The sequence below is a fragment of the Cytobacillus gottheilii genome (assembly GCF_018582665.1).
Taxonomy (GTDB): domain Bacteria; phylum Bacillota; class Bacilli; order Bacillales; family Cytobacillaceae; genus Cytobacillus; species Cytobacillus gottheilii.
Map to the genome: position 1 here is coordinate 3,673,524 of NZ_CP071709.1, position 20,007 is coordinate 3,693,530.

Below are 20,007 nucleotides of genomic sequence, written 5' to 3' on the forward strand. Positions count from 1 at the left end.
TTACAATACTGCCTTCTTCCCTCTTAATTCTTTCGGAATGTATACACAATATGGTTCACTCTCAAGGTAATCGCCTGTAACAGCATAGCTTCTAGAGCGGGATCCTCCGCAAACGAATCGATATTCACATACACCGCATTTGCCTTTATAAAGATCTGGATTACGCAATTCCTTTAAGACCGGGGCATTTCGATATATGTCCTTTAGTGGTTTTTCACGCACATTTCCAACTCTAATTGGGAGAAGTCCGCTTGGCAATACGTCCCCTGTATGTGATACAAATATAAAGCCATTTCCATCATTGACGCCTTTTGGAGCACGGCTCAATCCGTCGATGCCTGATGCAGAGTCTCTCACAATTGTGTCCTCGTACTCAATTTTATCCCCAGCTACAAGCTTGTCCTTCACTTTCTGCTGCAAAACAACACGGCGGTAATGCTGAGCAGCAGTTGTTTTAATATCAAAAGGAGCTGTTTTGCCTAATTCATAAAGCCATTTAAACACTTTTTCGTGTTCAAGTGGTGTCAAGCATGCATCCTGCTGCCCTCTTCCTGTAGGAACAAGCAAAAAGATATACCACATCACTGCTTTTAAATCTTTAACCAGTTCTGCCATTTGCTCAAGGTGGTCATAGTTGTAGCGTGAAATAACAGTATTAATTTGCAGCGGCATGTTCAGTTCATTTAGATAGTGGATTTTTTCAACCGTTAAATCAAAAGAGCCAGATGTTCCCCTGAAGTGATCATGAATTTCTGGAGTTGGTCCATCCAAACTAAGTCCCCAGCGGGAAAGCCCGACACTTTTGGCGCGCTCCATTTTCTCTTTTGTGACATTTGCTGTTGCACTTGGCGTCATAGACACACGCATACCTTTTTGCACCGCATATTCAGCAAGTTCAAACAAATCTTCCCTCATCATGCAATCTCCGCCGGTAAAGACAAGCATTGGTTTATTCATTTCATATATCTGATCAATTAATTCAAAACCTTCTTTTGTTGTCAGTTCATTAGGATCACGCCTTAACTGTGCGTCGGCTCTGCAGTGAACACATTTCAATTCACATGCTCTAGTTACTTCCCAAATAACGATAAAAGGGTTTTCATTAAAGTCCATTGACGACCTGTTCATATGTCCGGGATGTCCTCCCATTTTGCCATGCATGTTATCACCATTTTCCCATTTATTATTGTTCAAAGTCAGTATATCGAGGATTGATTTGACAAGCTGTGGTATTTGTTACATTTAGCTATTATAAATTCGAAAATTTGTTCACATTCAAACAATCTAAAAAGACGATTAACGAATAATTCATGAGTAGATATTTAAATTTGAAACAAAATAATAAAGAGGTGGGCAAAATGAAAAATCAGAAATCATCTAAATTATTTTTAGTCGGCATCAGTGTCATTGGACTTGTTCTATTGCCATTTGCCATATTCAAACGTTCAACAAAGGATTGGGTCATTATTTACCTTGTAGCAGTGATTGGCAATTCCTTTATCGATAAATATTTAGTGCTAAAAGGTTTTTTAAAATATCCGCACCGGTTATTTCCGAAGTATGTCATTCATCTGCCTTTTGACTTTATTCTTTATCCACTGCTGCTGCTTTACTATAATCAATGGACGGTCGACAGTAAGCCTCTTGGCCTTATTCTAAAGTTGTTTCCTTTTATAATCCCTCAAGTCATAATCGAAACCTTTGCCGAAAGGAAAACTAAATTGATTACATGGAAAAGGGGATGGGATTGGCATCACTCCCTTATTAGCTTGGCTTTAAAACTGTTAGTATGCCGCGGCATTATTGCTTTCATTAGAAGAATAGACTAAATGCAAATCAGATTGATGGATTTCTGCTGGGGAAAGCTTAGTCCCTTTCCCAGGAGGGCACTGATTTTCTTATAATTTTATGTTTCTTGTTTAACCCAGTGGGAATCTATAATGAATTTTATAAAGCAAAAAAGCCATTTTCTGTCTTTTATCAGATAGAAAAGTGGCTTTTTCTGTCTTAATACCTTAATTTCTGGGTTGTCTTATCTCTTTAGTCACTTCATTAATTTTAAAATCCGTTTTAGATTGACTGCAAATATGGTTGTGGCCCCTTGAATTTGCATGCCAAATAAACCCGAGGATTTCGCTGTATCATACTCGTGTCCATGCTTCAGTTCACTATTTTTAGCCTCAATCTTATATCGACTTTTAGATAACTCCTTAAATTCATCTGTATTCTGGAACGCCTCTTGGTCTTTATGCTCGGTTGATTTTATGGTGACTGAATATGTTTTTGATTTCGCTCCTTTTTTATAACAGCCTTCTTGGAATGGACAAACCTTACATTTTTCGATATCAAAGAAATATTTCATTCTTTGGTTTCGATCTTGGCCCTTTCTTTCCTCAAATTTCTTTTTGGTCGCTAAATGGCCTGCCTTACACACATACATTCCCGCATCTTTATTAAACGTGAATTCGTCTTCTTTTTTACGGGTACCATGTGTTACGAGTGGATGCAGTTTCGAAACTAGCTCCAACTCTTCTTTCTTCATAAAACGAATATTTTCTTTCTCCGAATATGCCGTATCTCCAATTACCGTTTTAATTTCCATTCCGGTTTCTATGCTTTTCTCCACTAATTCTTGTAGGTATTTTCCATCACTTTTTTCTCCAGTCGTAATCACCGCAGCCGTAATAATCCGTTCATCAGCCATTGCCAGATGTGTTTTATAACCAAAAAAGGAGGATTCTTCAGATTTATGTCCTACTTTGGCATCAGGATCCATGGAAAAACTCAATTGTTCTGTACAATCTTCAACGACTTCTTTTAAAACATTTATTTTCTCTTTTACCGCAGGTATTTCTGAAATTCTTGGCTCTGATTCAATGACCTTTATGAGATCCTGGCAGTAAACGATTTCATCCTCCACATTATTACTAATCGTTTTGGGTGGTAATTTCTCTTTCATCGATTCATCAATCTGATAAACAGATTTCCGTACATTTTTTGATTTTTCCTGTAGGAATTCTTTAACTGACTTTTGATTATAGCGTGATTTTGTGTGAGTGGAGTCGACAATAATCGTTTTACTTTTTATGATTTCTTTCTCTAGCGCAATTTCTACACTTTTGTTTATAAGCATGTCTAATAAATTCATGTCTTGTAGTCGCTGTTTACGAAATTTCGTTAGGGAACTTGGATCAATGACAGGTTCTTCTGGTGCCATTTCAAGAAAATATTTGAATGACATATCATATTTTGAGCGTTCAACAACATCGACATCGGATAAACTAAAGATTGATTTGAGTAAGAGGTATTTGAACATACGAATAGGATGAACGGCATTCCGGCCGTTATTTAAACAATACTTTGATTCTAATTCTTCAAGAATAAAGCTAAAGTCCACAAGATCGTTGATTTTACGTAACATATTGTCTTGAGGAACAACAAGGTCGTATATTTGTGAATATGGGCTGAAACTAAAGGATTGTTGGTTGGAGATCATTGGATTTCACCTGCAATATAATTATTACTTTCATTATAAAACAAAAAGCCAGCGAAACAATGTTTCACTGGCTTTAAAAAGGACTTTTTCAGTGCCCTCTTTCCCAGACGGCGGGGGCTCAGCCTTCTCCGACGGATCAATCGTCTTTCTTCCATCCCCTCTTCTTTAAAAACCTTAACGAGCATGTAATTCTAGCTAAGACTACTTAGCATAGTTCCCCTGCTAATTTTTTGAATTTTATGATAATATTACTTAAAAGTCTTTTCAACACAAAGGAGCTGAATTTGTGCAGTTAGGATTAAAGAGAGATGAAATCAGGTTGGTGGGTTACAATCCAGAATGGACAAAAGAGTTTAGTAGAGTGAGAGATCATCTTCTGCAAAACATTCAACTGAACGAGAATTGGATCCAGCATATTGGCAGCACAGCTATAAAAGGAATGCCTGCAAAGCCTATTTTGGATATTTTAGTTGGAGTAAATGATTTGAATAACGCAGACAGCAGCTTATTTACCGGTTTAAAGAATTGCGGATTTTTACGGCTAAAGGTTGAACGGCCAGGAGAAATAGTATTGGCTAAATTCACTGACCAAACTTATGAAGTAAAAACACATTATATACATCTAACTGAATATAGAAGCGAACTTTGGAATAATTTGATTTTCTTTAGAGACTATCTAAATTCAAACGAAACAGCTAGACAAAGATATTTAGAGATTAAAAAAGAGTACTTAGAGAAATCATCAACTGGAATTAATGAATATACCGATTATAAAGAGGAGTTTATAAAGTACATTTATAGCAAGAGGACCAGCCAAAACTAGTGCATCTTGGTTTTCTATTTCAACTTGTGGAAGCAAAGACGTTTTCGTCTGCTCTACTGAAAGGAGAATTTTGAATGACCTATAATGAGGCCACTCAAACAATCAAAACCAGCAGGTTACTATTAAGATTATTTACTAATGATGATGCATCACGGGTTGCCGAGCTATGCAATAATGACAATATTTATAAAAATACTTTATACCTTCCCTTTCCATACAAAATGGAAGATGCTTTATCGTGGATCAGACTTCATTCACACTATTTTAATGAAAATAAGAAATATGAATTTGCCATAACAGATAAGGTTTCGGGTGAGTTATACGGAGCAATTGCGTTATCTAACAATCATCTTTTTAATCATGGAGAACTTGCCTACTGGGTTGGAGAAGAATATTGGGGAAAAGGCTATGGTACAGAAGCAGCTAAAGCCGTCATTGACTTTGCTTTCAAAGAGAAACAGTATCAAAAAGTATTTGCTCGCTGCTTTTTATCAAATCCAGCATCAGGAAGAGTGTTAGAAAAGGTAGGAATGAAAAAAGAGGGAATCTTAAGACAGCATGTAAAGAAAGAGAATGAATATATTGATCTTGTATGTTATGGTATTCTCTCACATGAAGCTGCTCCTTCGCCATAAAATAAGAGAGGCTCCCAAGGGAAGCCTCTCTTAAATTAATTATTTAAGTGTTTCAAACCGTTCAACAAACAATGCAAGTGTTCGAGCCATTACACCTGTTGCTCCGGAAGGTCCTAGGTCATAGGCTTGATTCGTTGTTGCTGTACCCGCAATATCCAAATGAACCCAAGGTGTATTTTCCGCAAATTCCCCAACAAATGCTCCGCCCATAATGGCGTGTCCTTCACGGCCTGGTGAATTATTGAGATCAGCAATTTTACTGCTTCTTACCCTCTTTTTATCCTTTTCAAATAACGGCAGCTGCCATACAGGTTCGTCAGCTTCATGGGAAGCTTCTAAAATCTGTTCAAACAAAGCTTCATTATTCGTCAATGCACCAGTTGTATTTGTCCCAAGCGCAACAATTACTCCGCCTGTTAAGGTTGCTACATCTACTAAATAGTTAGCTCCATGATGCTTTGCATATGTCACTGCATCTGCTAATGCAAGTCTGCCTTCTGCATCCGTATTTAACACTTCAATGGTTTTACCGCTCATTGATGTAATGACATCATCCGGTTTAAGAGCAGCTCCGCTAATCATGTTATCAGTAGAAGGAATAACAGCTACAACATTTTGTTCAGGCTTTAGTTCACCGATGATTTCCATGGCACCTAAAACGGCTGCTGCTCCTCCCATATCACTTTTCATTCCGACGATCCCATCTTTCGGTTTAATCGAATATCCGCCTGTGTCAAAAGTGATCCCTTTTCCAACCAAGCCGATGACATCTTCCCACTCATCCTTGCCTTGATATTTCAACACAATCATTTTTGGCGGCTCTACAGAACCTTGGTTAACAGCCAATAAAGCACCCATGCCAAGCTTAATCATATCTTCTTTTTCTAAGATTTCTGTTTCAAATTCATAGCGTGCACCCAGTTCTTTGGCATATTCAGCCATATCTGTTGCAGTAAGCATATTGCCTGGAAGATTCACAAGTGTTCTGGCAGAATTCGTCCCCATCCCATATGCATAACCAACTGTTAAAGAAGCTTTTATTTCTTCTGCATCAGTCTCAGAACCGTATACAAAAAGGTGCTCTATTTTTTTCTCTGGTTCATTTGATTTCTCTTTATAGCCTTCAAATTGATATGTTGCTAAAGCAAATGACTCTGTTACAGCGTGTGCAGCATCAATAGAGTCAAGAGAATCTGCAGTAAGTGAATCCAGATAAACTGCTGCTTCGGTCATCTTCGCAGCCTGAACTTGTTTAAACGCTGCTCCTAATGCTTCTCTTAAAAGATCAAAAGTGTATTCCTTTTCTTTTCCCAGACCTACAAAAATGAAGCGTTTGCTTCCAACCTTTTGAAATGTATGTATTTTTGAAATAGCTTTAGGCTTAGCCGAAATGTCTCCATTTTTAACAAGCTCTGTTAGTGCGCCATCAAATGCTTCATCAATACGAGCTAATTTGCCTTCAAATTTCTGTGGCTGATCAAAAAGCCCAATAATTAAGCATTCGTGTTCTGCAGCTAAATTTAATTCTGATTGTACTGTAAACATGTTAACACCCCCAATATTGATAATATTATTATACATAATTATCTGATTTATTTCGACTTCCTAACCATCCAGTTTCAAGAAATCTTTTTTAGCTAGTGTAATTCTGCTCTCATAGTGTCTTTTTGGCTTCAATATAATTTCATATTTTTGTATAAAATAAAAAAGAGTTGATTTATTTGCATGAAGAGAAATAATATTGAAGAATAGTAACTAGAGCAGTGTAAATTTTTCAAAGGTGGTTTTTATGGAATTATTTATGAACTTCCCGTTTTGGTCAGCACTAGCTGCCATCTTCTTTGCCCAATTTGTAAAGGTGCCAATCACATTTATTGCTACAAAAAGATTAGATTGGTCATTGCTGACGAGTACGGGGGGAATGCCAAGTTCACATTCTGCCGCGGTCACCGCATTATCAACTGGTGTCGCACTGGAAGCTGGACTAGATTCCGCTCTGTTCGCTGTATCCGCTGTGTTTGCAATCATCACGATGTTTGATGCTACTGGCGTACGCCGCCAAGCTGGCGAACAGGCTATTGTGCTTAATAAGCTTGTTGCCGATTTTCAAAGGTTTTTAGATGAAGCAAAGGATTGGCAAAAAAAACCTGAACAAGAGAAAAGACAGGAGTTAAAAGAGCTTCTTGGCCATAAGCCGATTGAAGTCCTATTCGGCGGATTAACTGGGGTCTTGCTAACGCTTGTCCTCTATTATTTTTTCGTCATATAGAAAAGATATCCGGCAACAACAAAAAAGACAGGGAGTTCCTGTCTTTTTTGTTTAGAAATGTACATGTATTATTCTTCTGCAGATTTAATATAAGCCTGACGGAATACCTGCATGGATTCATTTTCATTCAGTGCAGTCAGTTCCTCTTCTGTTAAAGAACCATCGCCCATTTTCACAACATAGACATCTAGCGTCTTCTTTCCCCAATGTTGGTAAACTTGATCAACGGTTTCATAGTAAAGATCCAGTTTATTTCCTTTAATGGCTCCACCTTTATCGGCAACTACCCCATAACCGTAGTCAGGGATAAATAAAATGGTTCCAATCGGGAATACATTTAGATCAGCAGCCACTGTTGAATATAAATCACGTTTTACTTTAACACCTGAGTATGTAATACCAAATCCTGGGTGATTAGGATGTTTTCCTGTTGATTCATAATAAGCAGTATAACCTGTAGCAACAACATTTTTTCGCTGATATTGTGACCAATCAATCGACTCTTCCAAAGTTGGAGGCTCTCCAACCACAGGCTCACTTGAAGAGATTTGGGATTCCCCTACTGTTGCTAATTGCAACTTCTTAAAAGCTACTCCAACCGTTTTAAATGTATGTGTTACCTTCTCCATAAGGGAAAATTCATTATTTTCAGCTGCCACTTCAGCAATTTCTCGAGCTTTTACTCCTGAGATCGATTCAAACGTCGTTAATGTTGCACCCATAACTAAAATGGTCATCACAATACGTCTTGTCCAATTTTTTAATGTATTCATACTAAATTTCACTCCTCCCAACCATATTCATTTCCCATCTGAACAGAAAATATTCATAAGTTAAGAGAATAAGCGAAAAAATTTACTATTTTCAAATTATTGAACAATAAGAAAATTCACAAAAAAGCTCTGCGCTTTTTTGAACGCAGAGCTTTTAAAACATTCGATATCCTTTTTTGCGCAGCAGTTTAATGGTAATGCCAGCTACAATGGCACCTGCCAATCCGCTGCTTAAAATTAAAATATCTGCCATTGCCAAGCTTGATAATTCTGTACCAAGATCTGAAAAAGCAAATCCTGTGTTTGTAAAATATTCTATGAATCGCACCTGATCAATAATTAAAATGGCAATAACTGGATAAATTATTGCCATGATCCAGGACATTCTTAAAAGCATATTCAAAATAAAACCGATTCCAAAAAATAAAACAAAAAATAAAAGCATGGAAATTGGCAATACAAATATGGTCATCTGCATTAGTATTTGTCCCCCTTAGCACATCAATATTTAGTGTACTGAAAAAAATAGAATTCCGTCAACTAAAATTGGGAGGAAAGGGAGATTTCTCTAACTTAGAAGTGAGAACCCATCATTAACTCAAAACAAAAAGCCCTCAATCTGAGAGCTTTATTAAACGGAATTTTACTATATACTGTTAACTTTTTTTCTTTCCTGATCCTCCGCAGCAGGAGCATGTTTCTGACCCGCCAAGTAAGAGCTGAAAATAACCCTTTCCTGAACAATATGGACAATTTTTTGTATCATAGCTGTTTGATTTCATTGCGTTGTCATCTCCTCTTACTACTGAATTTTCTGATAATATATCAAGGATCAAACCATTTGGAAAGGCTTAATTTTAACTGAAAACCTTTACTGTAAACGCATACAACTACCTATTGCATTGTTTTTCTTTTATTATCTTAATATTTCGGAAAATTATAAAAATAATTTATATGCCGTATATGAAAACTGATTTCCTGGATTTATGTTTTCAATTGCCTGCTGCATGATCTCTTCTGACCGATTTAATAAATGCTTTAGCATAATGGAGGATTCTGCTTGATTAACAATGTAATCCGATTTTATGAATGTTGCTTCTTCTATTTCTTCTTCCTGTATTGTAATGTTTTTTTCGGCTATGGGCTCCAATAAAAAGATCAGCATATTATCACTGATTTCCTCTTTTATGACCCCTGTTCTTAAACCAATCATTCCTTTTACCTTGCAAGCAATTCCAGTTTCCTCAAAAACCTCTCTCACTGCAGCAGCATCTGCTGTTTCTCCTTCATGTACAAAGCCGGCAGGGATCGACCACATCCCTTTTAGTCCCCCATATTTTTTCTTTACTACAAGCCATTCACCTTGCTCAGAAATAACTAAACCAGCTGCTGCAAGCCAAACCTTTCCCCTTTTGCTCATCTAGATTCCTCCCTGACTGCGATTTTACCTCTTCTTTATTAAACAGTTTAACATAGATAAAAATTGAAATTTACAGTTGAAACAGCAGGAGATCACAGGTCAATTTATAGGTAGGTTAGTTTATTGGAATAGATGGTTGTTCGATTTGCTGCATTTTTGTTTAGATGGGAAATAAGGGTAGATAAAGAGTAAGATGTGATTGCTTATTCTAGAATATTGGATAATAAGGTGGATTAGAGAAAGAGCTGTACCTTTTTTCTAGATACTGGTGGGAAGTGGTGTGATTAGAGTAGAAATACGACTGTTTTATCTAGATATTAAGGCTTCTTGGCGCGATTAGAGCGGAAATGCGACTGCGTTATCCAGATATTGGGGTTTTGTGGCGTGATTGGAGCGGAAACAGGACTCCGTTATCCAGATACTGGGGTTCCGTGGCGCGATTAGCGCAGAAACAGGACTCCGTTATCCAGATATTGGGGTTTTGTGGCGTGATTAGAGCAGATACAGGACTCCATTATCCAGATATTGGGGTTTTGTGGCGTGATTAAACCAGAAACACGACTCTTTTATCCAGATATTGGGGTTCCGTGGCGTGATTAGCGTAGAAACACGACTCCGTTATCCAGATACTGGGGTTCCGTGGCGTGATTAGCGCAGCAACAGGACTCCATTGTCCATATATTGGGGTTTTGTGGTGTGATTAAAGCAGAAACACGACTCCGTTATCCAGATATTGGGGTTTTGTGGCTCAATTAGAGCGGAAACAGGACTCTGTTATCCAGATATTGGGGTTTTGTGGCGTGATTAGAGCAGAAACACGACTCTGTTATCCAGATACTGGTGTTTTGTGGCGTGATTAGAGCAGAAACGCGACTCTGTTATCCAGATATTGGGGTTTCGTGGCGCGATTAGAGCAGAAACGCGACTCTGTTATCCAGATATTGGGGTTTCGTGGCGCGATTAGCGCAGAAACAGGACTCCGTTATCCAGATATTGGGTTTTTGCGGCTTGATTAAAGCGAAAACTTAGATTTTGCTACCACACAGAGCGATTATCTCCATAACTAGACTCTTTTTCAAAGATTCAAGCCAAACACAGCCTATTAGTGCCTAACCACCCTACCCAAAAACTATAACATACAACTCCCACCATCTCACCTAAACCGCCGAAATCTCCCCAACAAAAAAAAGAGCAGACCAAACACAGTCTGCTCTCCCTCATTTATTATAAAACGTTAAATTTACCTTTTTTCAATACAAGGCCTGCTCCGCCGATCATGTAAAGTGAGCGGTTATCAACCACTTTTTTCATGAAGGAAGCTTTTTTCCCTACTAATTTTTTGCCGAAAACAACACCAATTGCATCGTTTTCTCCTAAAGAACAAACTGTACCTTTAATATCTGGCTTGAAGTTTTCTAAAGGCTTGTTATGAATAAGTGCAGCAATATTTTTTGCACAAGTCTCACCTTGCTGCATCGCAATTTGTGCAGTAGGAGGATATGGGCGATTAATTTCTTCATTAATCATTAGTGAGCAGTCACCGATGACAAAGATATTCTCATGCTCTGGTACTCGCAGATCAAGATTTACTTTTACACGGCCGCGCATTGCTTCGATACCAGATTTCTCAATAATACCATTTCCGCGGATACCAGCTGCCCATACAACTGTAGCTGCTTTAATCTCTTCTGGCTCTTCTTCACCTTTAGCAACGATAATTCCTTCAGGAGTAGCTTCTTTAATCGCTGTGCCGATACGGAATTCAACACCCTTTTTCTCAAGGTGTGCTACTGCATATTCCACTAGATCCGGATCAAATCCTGGAAGAACCATTGGTGCCGCTTCGACACAGATGATTTTTACTTTGTGAATATCAATATCATACTCATGGCATAGCTCAGGAATACGGTTTCCTAACTCACCAAGGAATTCAATTCCAGTAAAGCCAGCTCCGCCTACTACAATTGTAAGGCGTTCGTCTTTTTTCTCTTCTTCTGTATGGTATGTTGCAAATTGCAGTTCAATATGCTCACGGATTTGGCGTGCAGCATTTACATTTATAATGGAAAATGCATACTCTTTTAAGCCTTTAATGCCAAATGTTTCAGATTCTCCGCCTAGTGCAACTACTAAATAGTCATACTCTACTTCGCCGTTTTCAAGCAATACTTTCTTTTCTTCTTTCTTGATCTCTACGGCAGTTCCTTGAATAAACTCAACCTTGTTTCGGTCAATTACACCCGAAATATCATATCTTACACGATCATGATGAAGTGTTCCTGCTGATGCTTCATGCAGCCACGTCGTTTCATAATGGTAATCATTTTTATTTATTAATACGATGTCAGCTTCATTTGTCCCTACAGCCTTTTGAAGGCGAGTAGCAGTCATTAATCCGCCGTAACCTGCACCTAGAATTACTATTTTTGGCTTTCTCAAGTCTATCACTTCCACCTTTTAATTTTTTGCGTAACATTATGTTCCGCAATTTTATACTATTTTATTTTACAAAAAACAGAAAAAGATTGTGATCCAATTCACGAACATGGACAAAAAAATGTTCCAAAATTGTCACAGAAAATTAACATTAATACTCCCATTTCATATTATGCTACTTTCACATGTTTTTCAAGATAAAATCCTACTTTATTAATTTTTAGACTAATCAGAAAAGATTCTGTTGCCAGTTTAAGAAATGGTGAGCAAAAGACGTATTTATGGTAATATTAATGAAAGTGAAAAATACATATTTGGAGGGATTAACTTTGAGTGAAGATCTAAAAGTTTATGATATAACCATTATTGGCGGAGGACCAACAGGACTTTTCACTGCTTTTTACGGCGGTATGAGACAGGCATCCGTTAAAATTATTGAAAGCTTGCCGCAGCTTGGCGGACAATTAAGTGCACTATATCCTGAAAAATATATCTATGATGTTGCCGGCTTTCCAAAAGTTCGTGCTCAAGAACTAGTAGATAATTTAAAAGAGCAAATGGCAAAGTTTGAACCAACTATTTGCTTAGAAGAAGCTGTTGAGCAGCTTGAAAAGCAGGCTGATGGCACCTTTAAATTAACAACAGATAAAGATGTGCATTATACAAAAGCTATTATCATTACTGCCGGAAATGGTGCGTTCCAGCCTCGCAGACTTGAATTAGAAAGTGCGAAGGAATATGAAGGAAAAAATCTTCATTACTTTATTGATGATCTTAATTCGTTTGCCGGCAAAAAGGTTGTTGTATTCGGCGGCGGAGATTCGGCTGTTGACTGGGCTTTAATGCTTGAACCAATTGCTGAAAAAGTAACCATTGTACACCGTCGTGACAAGTTCCGCGCTCATGAGCACAGTGTTGAAAACCTTCATAATTCAAAAGTTGAAGTAAAAACACCATATGTGCCGTCTGAATTAGTTGGAAATGATGAAGGTGTTCATCAGGTCGTGTTAGAGAATGTAACAAGCAAAGAAAAAGAAGTTTTCGATGTCGATGCTGTCATTGTAAACTACGGTTTCGTCTCTTCCTTAGGTCCAATCAAAGAGTGGGGATTAAATATTGAAAAGAATTCCATCGTGGTAAATTCCAAAATGGAGACAAACATCGAAGGTATTTATGCTGCAGGTGACATCTCAACTTATGATGGGAAAGTGAAACTAATTGCAAGCGGATTTGGTGAGGCACCAACAGCGGTAAATAACGCGAAATCATATATTGATCCAAAAGCAAGAGTACAGCCATTACACAGTACTTCTTTATTTGATAAATAATCTTCATATAAAAAACTCCGAAAGGCTAAGCCTTTCGGAGTTTTTTCCGATTAGATCCAAGATCTTCTGCGCTTATGGCAGCAGCAGTCTCTATCATTATCGTTGTTGTTGTCATCCTCTGCACCAGCGACAAGGTCATTGATTAAGCAGCGGCGAACAGCACGACAAAGATCTTCGCCATCAATGTGAGCATGCACCTTTACCTTAAAATTATCGTCAAAAGCTCCTGCAACATTTCCGTTATTATTACGGCATCCCATAATAACAACTCCCTTCCTCTTATTTTGTTTTACAATGTATCTTATGTAAGAGGAGGACAAGCTGCAAAGGCTAGCATCCAGCAAACGTAAAAATGTGCTTGTACATATTAATTTTCTAAAGAAAATTGAAAAAGCGGGAGAGTAATATAAAAAGTAGTTCCCTCACCTTCTTGGCTTTCTGCCCAGATTATTCCTTTATGGACCGTAATAATCTCCTTGCAGATGCTTAAGCCTAGACCATGACCTTTCTTTTTGTTGTCCCCGTAGCTATTTGTATAATCACGGTCAAAAATAAAGGGAAGAACATCAGCCGGTATACCCTGACCGCTATCACGAATCATTATTAATAATTCATTAACTCCTTGTAATCTAAATGACAGGATAATTTCACCAGACCCAGTATACTTTTTGGCATTGCTTATAATATTTGCAAATACTTGCCGTATTCTTTCAGGATCCACACCGATCATATAGTCTTCTATCTCTTCATTTATGAGCACATTCTCTATACGAAAAGCTAAATGTTCTCCGAGCTGCTCATTCTTATATCTATTTTTAATATAAGCAATAAATTGCGATAGCGGGATATAGTCAATATCAAATTGTAAGCGGCCAGACTCTGCCTGCGACAATTCAAATAAATCCTGAATAAGCTCCTCCAATTCATTAGACCTTTCGAGTGCCTTGCCAATTAGAAAGTTCTTTTCCTGCTCATCCCTGGCAAGTCCGTTCATGACTGCTTCTAAATAGCCGCTAATGACGTTTACTGGCGTGCGAAGATCATGAGATATGTTCGCTAGAAAATGTTTTCTCTTTTGCTCAACTTCCTCTAGCTTCATGTTAATTTTTTCTAACGACTGATTTGCATTCAGTAATTGCTCCGTTTTCTCAGCTACAGCTTTTTCCATTCTTTCATAGACATAAGCATTTTCAATTGAAATGGATAATTGAGTTGCCAAAATTGAAAGCAGTTTCGTCTTTTCCTCTGTAAAAACATGTGATGCATGCCTGTTTTCTAAATATAAGACACCGATCACTTCACCCTTTCGCATAATGGGATTGCAGAATAGTGATTTCGTTTGAGATTCTTTAATATATGGATCTTTTATAAATAATCCTTCTGCGGCTGCATGATGAAGAACCACGTAATCGCTGCTTGCTTTCACATAAGCCACAACCTTTTCAGCCAGCAGATTCTTTCCTGTAATCGGCAGATCACGGTAACGTTCAGCTTCAGTTTCATTTACGTTTTTGCATTCTCCGACAAAGAAAGTATCCTTTCTTCTGTATAAGATAAAACCTCGATCAGCACCGGCATATTCCATAGCAACGCCTAGTAGCTTGGAGGCAAGCTTTGACATAGTCATTTCATTGGAAATGCTTTGTGCTGCACCCTGCAATGCTGCATGGACATCGTAATAGGCTTGAGGCTCTACCTGAATAGGGACAGATATCCTTTTAGAATCAACATCTAATTGCTGTCTCTTAAATCCTGCTCCCCATTTTTCATAAAGATTGACAGCACCTTCGAAATAAGGCTGTGCGAGTTTTACATAGCCTAATTCTTTAAGATAATAGCCGGCACATTCATTGGCAATCGCACCATCTTGAATGAATCCATTCTCCTCTGCAAGCCGAATGCTTTCATCATACAACGCAAGTAATTTCGTACTAATGCCACCATCTGTTATTCTCTGTTTTTCTGCCTTCATTAATAAGAGTTTATGCTTATAGTTCTGAGGGGATAGCTTTGCCCATCTTTCAAGCTTTTTTAAACTCTTTCGCCATTCTCCCTTATATGCTCTGCCTATTTCAGAATCCTTTGTACACCACAAGGCGAGATAATAATAATACTCGGGCACTATGACAAGCGTAAGCCGATTGCTGACTAGTGGACTTAGCTCTTGTAAAATGGCTGCCGCATAATCCCTTTGATGGAATAGATACGCCATTTGCAGGCGAATCGTATAATGCATAATTTTAGCAGAGTCATCCTCTAAGACAGGCTGCATTTCCCAATGATAATGGGGATGATTACTTTGCAGCATGCTTGTCCAATGTTTTATTTCATTTAAAAAACCAATTGAAATGGGATATTGTATTGTATTGATAAATTGAATCTGCTGATTAACACGAGTTAAAACGGTGTCCAGCTGTGCTCCCTGGATGAGCATGGATACGACTATAAAGGAACTGTTTGCTCCTGCGAGATGCATGTTTCCCGCATCAAGACAATAGCGCTGGGAGCTTTCCATGTATGTAACATTTTTGCTTATATGGGAATGCCATTGATTCACAAAGCTTCCATATACAAAGTGAACACGGCCTTTAATTCCCACATCGCCAAAATACTCTGATAGTTCTAAAGCAAGCTTGCCATACAGTACACTTCCTTGAAAGTCTTTAAATCCGGAACTCAGAATGAGCGCATAATTATTGATGACAAGGGCGCTAATATTGGCAATTCCATGCTTAAGCGTATAACGGACAGCCCTCAGCATTAAAAGGGCAGCTAAATTCTGGTTGATATGATAGGCAGCCGAATTCATGGTAATCAACGTATTCAGCACTTGTTTTTCATCATTATTAAGTTCCGGGAGTTTTAGTATCTGCTCCCTTTTTCGCTTGCTGAGCGCCAGACGAACCAGCAAAAACTCTTTGGCTACATCTCCTTTTGTCAGTTTCTCTGGAAACGTTATCCCATAAAGCTTTAATCCTTCTAATCCTGCCTGAATCGACTCCTCGACTCGATGCATATGTGTATACAGTATCATTTTAGAATTATATATTTCGAGCTGATCTGCTTTCTTTTTTGTATAACTCAGCAGTTCGTTGAAGGTTTGCTCCGCCTCAGAAAATTGGCTTGTTACGTACTGGCATTCTCCCAATCCCTTCATGAGCCTATAGGTTAAGTGATCATCTTTGCCTGAAGAGGCCTCATTAAATAAATGCTGTGCGTATTCATAATAAGCAAGTGCTTCTGAATGCGCCGATGCATTTTTAGCCTTTTCTGCCGCAATAATGTTCCACTCTCTTAATTGTTGTTTTTCATGTGAAGTTAGTTTATCTTGAACTCTATTTAAGTGGTTAACCACTGTGAAAATATCGTTTTTAATGGAGGATTTATGCTTACAGAGCAGTCGCCCAATAGTAAGATGTGCTGCTTCTTTTTCGTTATTTGTCATCATTTCATAGAATGCCTGCTGAACTCGGTCATGCAAGAAAGTGTAATAGAGGGGTTCTTCTTCAACCATTGCTTCAGCTTCTTCACGATAAATCCATTTATAGGATACACTGGTCGGCAAAACCATCCCAGCTTCAAGGGTATCCCATACCTGCTCAGCTGTTACTTCCAGCGATGCTCCAGAAATAATAGATAATGTTTTTAGGTCAAAACGATTTCCAATACAAGAAGCCAACTGTAATATATTTTGAACATGCGAAGGCAGCATCTCAATTCGCCCAATTAAGAAGGATAGGATATTTTCATCAACGTAGCTATCTTTATACTTCTCATCAATACGCCATTTCCGCTGCTCTGGAAGAAGTGTAATGAGTCCATCATCCTCATAGGATTTCAATAGCTGTCTGATATAAAATGGATTTCCTTGTGTGATCCGATAAATATGAACAGATAATTCCTCAATATGTGTTCCCTTGTCACAGAAGGACTCTTCCAGCCATAATGTCACCTGATTTTGGGCAAGGTTTCTAACTGGGATACTAGAGAAAAGGATATTTTTTTCCTTTAATAGATTCATTGTTTTATTAAAAGGATGCTGTTCACTTATCTCATTTTCACGAAAAGCAGCAATGATCATAAAATATCTGCAATCTGACTGTGTCAGCATATATTCAATCCATTCCAGCGATGCAATATCTGCCCATTGCAAATCATCAAGAAATAAGACAAGTGGATGATCCTTCGTTGCACAGATATTTATAAATTGCTGAAAAGTATATAGCTGCAGACGCTGTGTATCAAGTAATGATCGATTATAGGCAGTACCCGACTTTCCAATCAGCCAGGCAAGCTCTGGCAAAATGGCTGTGAGAGAAGCAGAGTGTACAGACAATCCTTCTGTTATTTTCCGCTTCCAGATCTCAACTTGTTCATTATTCTCGGTCAGAAACTGGCGAATGAGTGATTGAAAGGCAGAAAGGATTGGCGCAAAAGGAACTGTTCTATTCATTTGCTCAAATTTTCCTGAAATAAAATATCCTTTTTCTTTAATCAATGGTTTATGAATCTCATTTACGAGTGCTGTCTTCCCAATCCCAGCCTCTCCTGGAATAAGCAATAGGCTTCTTCCGCCATTTGCTACATGCGCAAAAGCTCTATGAATTTGTGAAATTTCTTTTTCCCGTCCATATAATCGACCAGCCTTTTCAAAAACGAGCCCATGGTCATGTTGTCCAATCGCAATACTTGGAATGTTTCCGAATGCATGATATTGGCTAATGGCATATCCTAAATCTTCCCTCAGACCCCAAGCGCTTTTATAGCGATTGTCTGGTGTCTTTTCTAATAATTTTAAAATAATTTCTCCAATTATTTCAGGTAAATCAGGAAGCTGCAGACTTGGATGTTTAGGTCTTTTGGCAAGGTGTGCATGAACAAGCTGGCTATGCTCAGCCATATTGAAAGGCAATTGACCGGTAAACAGCTCGTATAACACCACCCCTAAGGAATACAGGTCAGATCGATAATCAATGGGCTTATTCATTCTCCCTGTCTGCTCTGGAGACATATACAAAGGATGATTTTCAAATACTTGATGCTGGCTAGAGATGGCATAGCTTTCTTGTTTTAAAAAGGTGGCATATGTTAAACCTGTTATTTTAACTTCTAATGTGGATTCTGAAAGAAGAATCTGCATGGAATTTATATTTTTATGAATCATTCCATACCGATGCAGTGCAGAGAGGGCATTTGCTAAATGGTATGAGATCTTCAGTTTTTCAAGCAGAGGCAGCTTTGTTTGTTTTAATATTTCTGCTAAGGGGATGCCTTGGAAATATTCATATATAAAATAGTAGACCGAATGATGCTGCAGGATCTCAATTGGCCGCAGGATCATTTCCGGGATTTTTTCACTCATATGAAATTCATGAAGGGATGCAGCAATTTCCTTCTTATCTGGAAATTCCTTTTTGAAGGTTTTGATTAAAACCTGCTTCCCTTTATTTGATAGCCCTTTAAAAAAGACGCTATCATGCAGTTCAATTTCAATCTCCAGCAGCTGATAGTCGCCAATACGGTTCTTTTTGTCCAAATACGTACACCTCATGTTTAGAAGAACTTTAATATCACTTTAACTAAACTTTAACTTTCAACTTTATAATATAGATACAATGAAAACATTTTCAATGGAGGCTTAAGATGGCAAATTTGATGAAATCTGATCACACTGAAATGTCTAAAGAGCAATTTGAAGAATGGTATATACTCCTTCTTGAAGCCAAAAAAATGGGATTGACTATTGAGGATATACGCAAATTTTTCAGAACATCGATCACTGGTCTCCGCTGAATTTATAGCCCAAACCTCTTACAGTTAAAATAAACTCCGGTTTACTGGGATCCTTTTCTATTTTCTTTCTCAGATTACTGATATGTACCATTACAGTACGATAGTCACCTAAGCTCTCTTCACCCCATATTTTGTCAAATATCCGTTCCAGACTGAATACTCGATTGGGATTTTCAGCTAAGAAGCATAACAGCAAGAATTCCTTAGTTGATAATGTAATTTCTTTTCCGCCTTTTTTCACTGTACATTGTTCTTTTTCAATAATTAAATCCCCAAACATAAGAACATGCTGTAATTCTTGTACACTTGAATCCTTAGGCACGCTTGTTAATTCGCGATAACGGCGCAAATGTGCCTTTACTTTCGCCACAAGAACACCTGGATTAAAAGGCTTATAAATATAGTCATCACCGCCAATGCGATGTCCCAAAATCGTATCCACATCATCACTTCTGCCTGTGACAAACAAGATTGGAACTTTTGTATATTGTCTTAAGCTCTGGCAAACCTCAAACCCATCCAAATCTGGCAAGTTAACATCTAAAATAATCAGACTGGGCTGTTGTTCTGCTGCGATCTTTAATGCTTCTTTGCCTGAATTGGCAAAATGCAGCCTGAAACCTTCTTTTTGGAGATAAAGTCTTTGCAGATTTTGAATGTCTTGATCATCATCAACAAGAAGTATGGTCTCTTTCGTCATCTATGGCTTTCGTCCTTTCTTCACCCTGCTTTAAACCCTTTATTTCCCACAATTATATAATATTTGGATATACTTCTCATTATTTTTTACGTTATTTTCATATGCTTTTTCTCTGTATGGAGGAACCTATAAATCTATTATTCCATATCCAGGAGTTAATTCCTTCCTAGTTAGAAATGTTGTTCCATTAATTGAATGAATCTCTAATAAAAAAAGAGACTGGGACAAAACGAATAAACCTTTCTAAAACACGAACTTTCGATATCTTGGTTTGGGTATTTAAACAAGTCCGCTCCATTGCGCTGCGGACCCTCGCTTTCCGTGGGGAGGAAGC

General features: G+C 38.0%; 17 protein-coding genes. 6 read left to right on the forward strand and 11 right to left on the reverse strand.

Annotated elements, in window-relative coordinates:
• Positions 1-1,161, reverse strand: coding sequence for a TIGR04053 family radical SAM/SPASM domain-containing protein (locus J1899_RS18215; protein ID WP_214475647.1), 1,161 nt, complete (start codon positions 1,159-1,161; stop codon positions 1-3).
• Positions 1,162-1,358: 197 nt separating this feature from the next.
• Here J1899_RS18215 and J1899_RS18220 point away from each other — a divergent pair, with 197 nt between their 5' ends.
• Positions 1,359-1,829: a CBO0543 family protein gene (locus tag J1899_RS18220; protein ID WP_066442806.1), complete on the forward strand. Its 471-nt coding sequence runs from the start codon at positions 1,359-1,361 to the stop codon at positions 1,827-1,829.
• 215 nt (positions 1,830-2,044) lie between these two features.
• On the opposite strand, the gene J1899_RS18225 is transcribed toward J1899_RS18220, so the two are convergent.
• Positions 2,045-3,496, reverse strand: a complete 1,452-nt coding sequence (locus J1899_RS18225; RefSeq protein ID WP_214475527.1) for an IS1182 family transposase — start codon at positions 3,494-3,496, stop codon at positions 2,045-2,047.
• 286 nt (positions 3,497-3,782) lie between these two features.
• On the opposite strand from J1899_RS18225, the gene J1899_RS18230 reads away from it, so the two are divergent.
• Both J1899_RS18230 and J1899_RS18235 read left to right on the forward strand, forming a co-directional pair.
• Complete coding sequence (locus J1899_RS18230) at positions 3,783-4,319, forward strand: GrpB family protein (protein ID WP_214475648.1); 537 nt, start codon at positions 3,783-3,785, stop codon at positions 4,317-4,319.
• Between the two features lie 74 nt (positions 4,320-4,393).
• Positions 4,394-4,954, forward strand: a complete 561-nt coding sequence (locus tag J1899_RS18235; RefSeq protein ID WP_214475650.1) for a GNAT family N-acetyltransferase — start codon at positions 4,394-4,396, stop codon at positions 4,952-4,954.
• Positions 4,955-4,993: 39 nt separating this feature from the next.
• On the opposite strand, the gene J1899_RS18240 is transcribed toward J1899_RS18235, so the two are convergent.
• Positions 4,994-6,499, reverse strand: coding sequence for a leucyl aminopeptidase (locus J1899_RS18240; protein ID WP_214475653.1), 1,506 nt, complete (start codon positions 6,497-6,499; stop codon positions 4,994-4,996).
• Positions 6,500-6,743: 244 nt separating this feature from the next.
• On the opposite strand from J1899_RS18240, the gene J1899_RS18245 reads away from it, so the two are divergent.
• Positions 6,744-7,223 carry a divergent PAP2 family protein gene (locus J1899_RS18245; RefSeq protein WP_066442802.1) on the forward strand — a complete coding sequence of 160 codons (480 nt, stop codon included), beginning with the start codon at positions 6,744-6,746 and terminating at the stop codon, positions 7,221-7,223.
• Positions 7,224-7,291: 68 nt separating this feature from the next.
• Here the strand turns inward: J1899_RS18245 and J1899_RS18250 are convergent, their stop codons facing one another.
• From J1899_RS18250 to J1899_RS18270, 5 genes are all read right to left on the reverse strand, one after another.
• Positions 7,292-7,996, reverse strand: a complete 705-nt coding sequence (locus tag J1899_RS18250; RefSeq protein WP_214475655.1) for a 3D domain-containing protein — start codon at positions 7,994-7,996, stop codon at positions 7,292-7,294.
• Positions 7,997-8,150: 154 nt separating this feature from the next.
• The gene (locus J1899_RS18255) at positions 8,151-8,474 is read right to left on the reverse strand and encodes a YuiB family protein (protein WP_066442800.1); all 324 of its coding nucleotides are present in this window, start codon (positions 8,472-8,474) and stop codon (positions 8,151-8,153) included.
• 178 nt (positions 8,475-8,652) lie between these two features.
• Positions 8,653-8,778, reverse strand: coding sequence for a YuiA family protein (locus tag J1899_RS18260; protein ID WP_161598880.1), 126 nt, complete (start codon positions 8,776-8,778; stop codon positions 8,653-8,655).
• 155 nt (positions 8,779-8,933) lie between these two features.
• Positions 8,934-9,416, reverse strand: coding sequence for an NUDIX domain-containing protein (locus tag J1899_RS18265; protein ID WP_214475657.1), 483 nt, complete (start codon positions 9,414-9,416; stop codon positions 8,934-8,936).
• 1,224 nt (positions 9,417-10,640) lie between these two features.
• Complete coding sequence (locus tag J1899_RS18270) at positions 10,641-11,855, reverse strand: NAD(P)/FAD-dependent oxidoreductase (protein WP_214475659.1); 1,215 nt, start codon at positions 11,853-11,855, stop codon at positions 10,641-10,643.
• A gap of 326 nt (positions 11,856-12,181) precedes the next feature.
• Between J1899_RS18270 and J1899_RS18275 the strand changes: the two genes are divergently transcribed.
• Positions 12,182-13,180, forward strand: a complete 999-nt coding sequence (locus tag J1899_RS18275) for an NAD(P)/FAD-dependent oxidoreductase (RefSeq protein WP_214475661.1) — start codon at positions 12,182-12,184, stop codon at positions 13,178-13,180.
• 50 nt (positions 13,181-13,230) lie between these two features.
• On the opposite strand, the gene J1899_RS18280 is transcribed toward J1899_RS18275, so the two are convergent.
• Both J1899_RS18280 and J1899_RS18285 read right to left on the reverse strand, forming a co-directional pair.
• Positions 13,231-13,440 carry a hypothetical protein gene (locus J1899_RS18280; protein ID WP_214475663.1) on the reverse strand — a complete coding sequence of 70 codons (210 nt, stop codon included), beginning with the start codon at positions 13,438-13,440 and terminating at the stop codon, positions 13,231-13,233.
• Positions 13,441-13,547: 107 nt separating this feature from the next.
• On the reverse strand, positions 13,548-18,716 hold the full coding sequence (locus J1899_RS18285; RefSeq protein ID WP_214475665.1) for an AAA family ATPase: 5,169 nt from the start codon (positions 18,714-18,716) through the stop codon (positions 13,548-13,550).
• A 107-nt stretch (positions 18,717-18,823) separates the two neighbouring features.
• Here J1899_RS18285 and J1899_RS18290 point away from each other — a divergent pair, with 107 nt between their 5' ends.
• The gene (locus tag J1899_RS18290; RefSeq protein ID WP_082851611.1) at positions 18,824-18,973 is read left to right on the forward strand and encodes an anti-repressor SinI family protein; all 150 of its coding nucleotides are present in this window, start codon (positions 18,824-18,826) and stop codon (positions 18,971-18,973) included.
• On the opposite strand, the gene J1899_RS18295 is transcribed toward J1899_RS18290, so the two are convergent.
• Positions 18,957-19,673: a response regulator transcription factor gene (locus J1899_RS18295; RefSeq protein ID WP_214475667.1), complete on the reverse strand. Its 717-nt coding sequence runs from the start codon at positions 19,671-19,673 to the stop codon at positions 18,957-18,959. The genes J1899_RS18290 and J1899_RS18295 overlap by 17 nt on opposite strands.
• Positions 19,674-20,007: the final 334 nt, after the last annotated feature.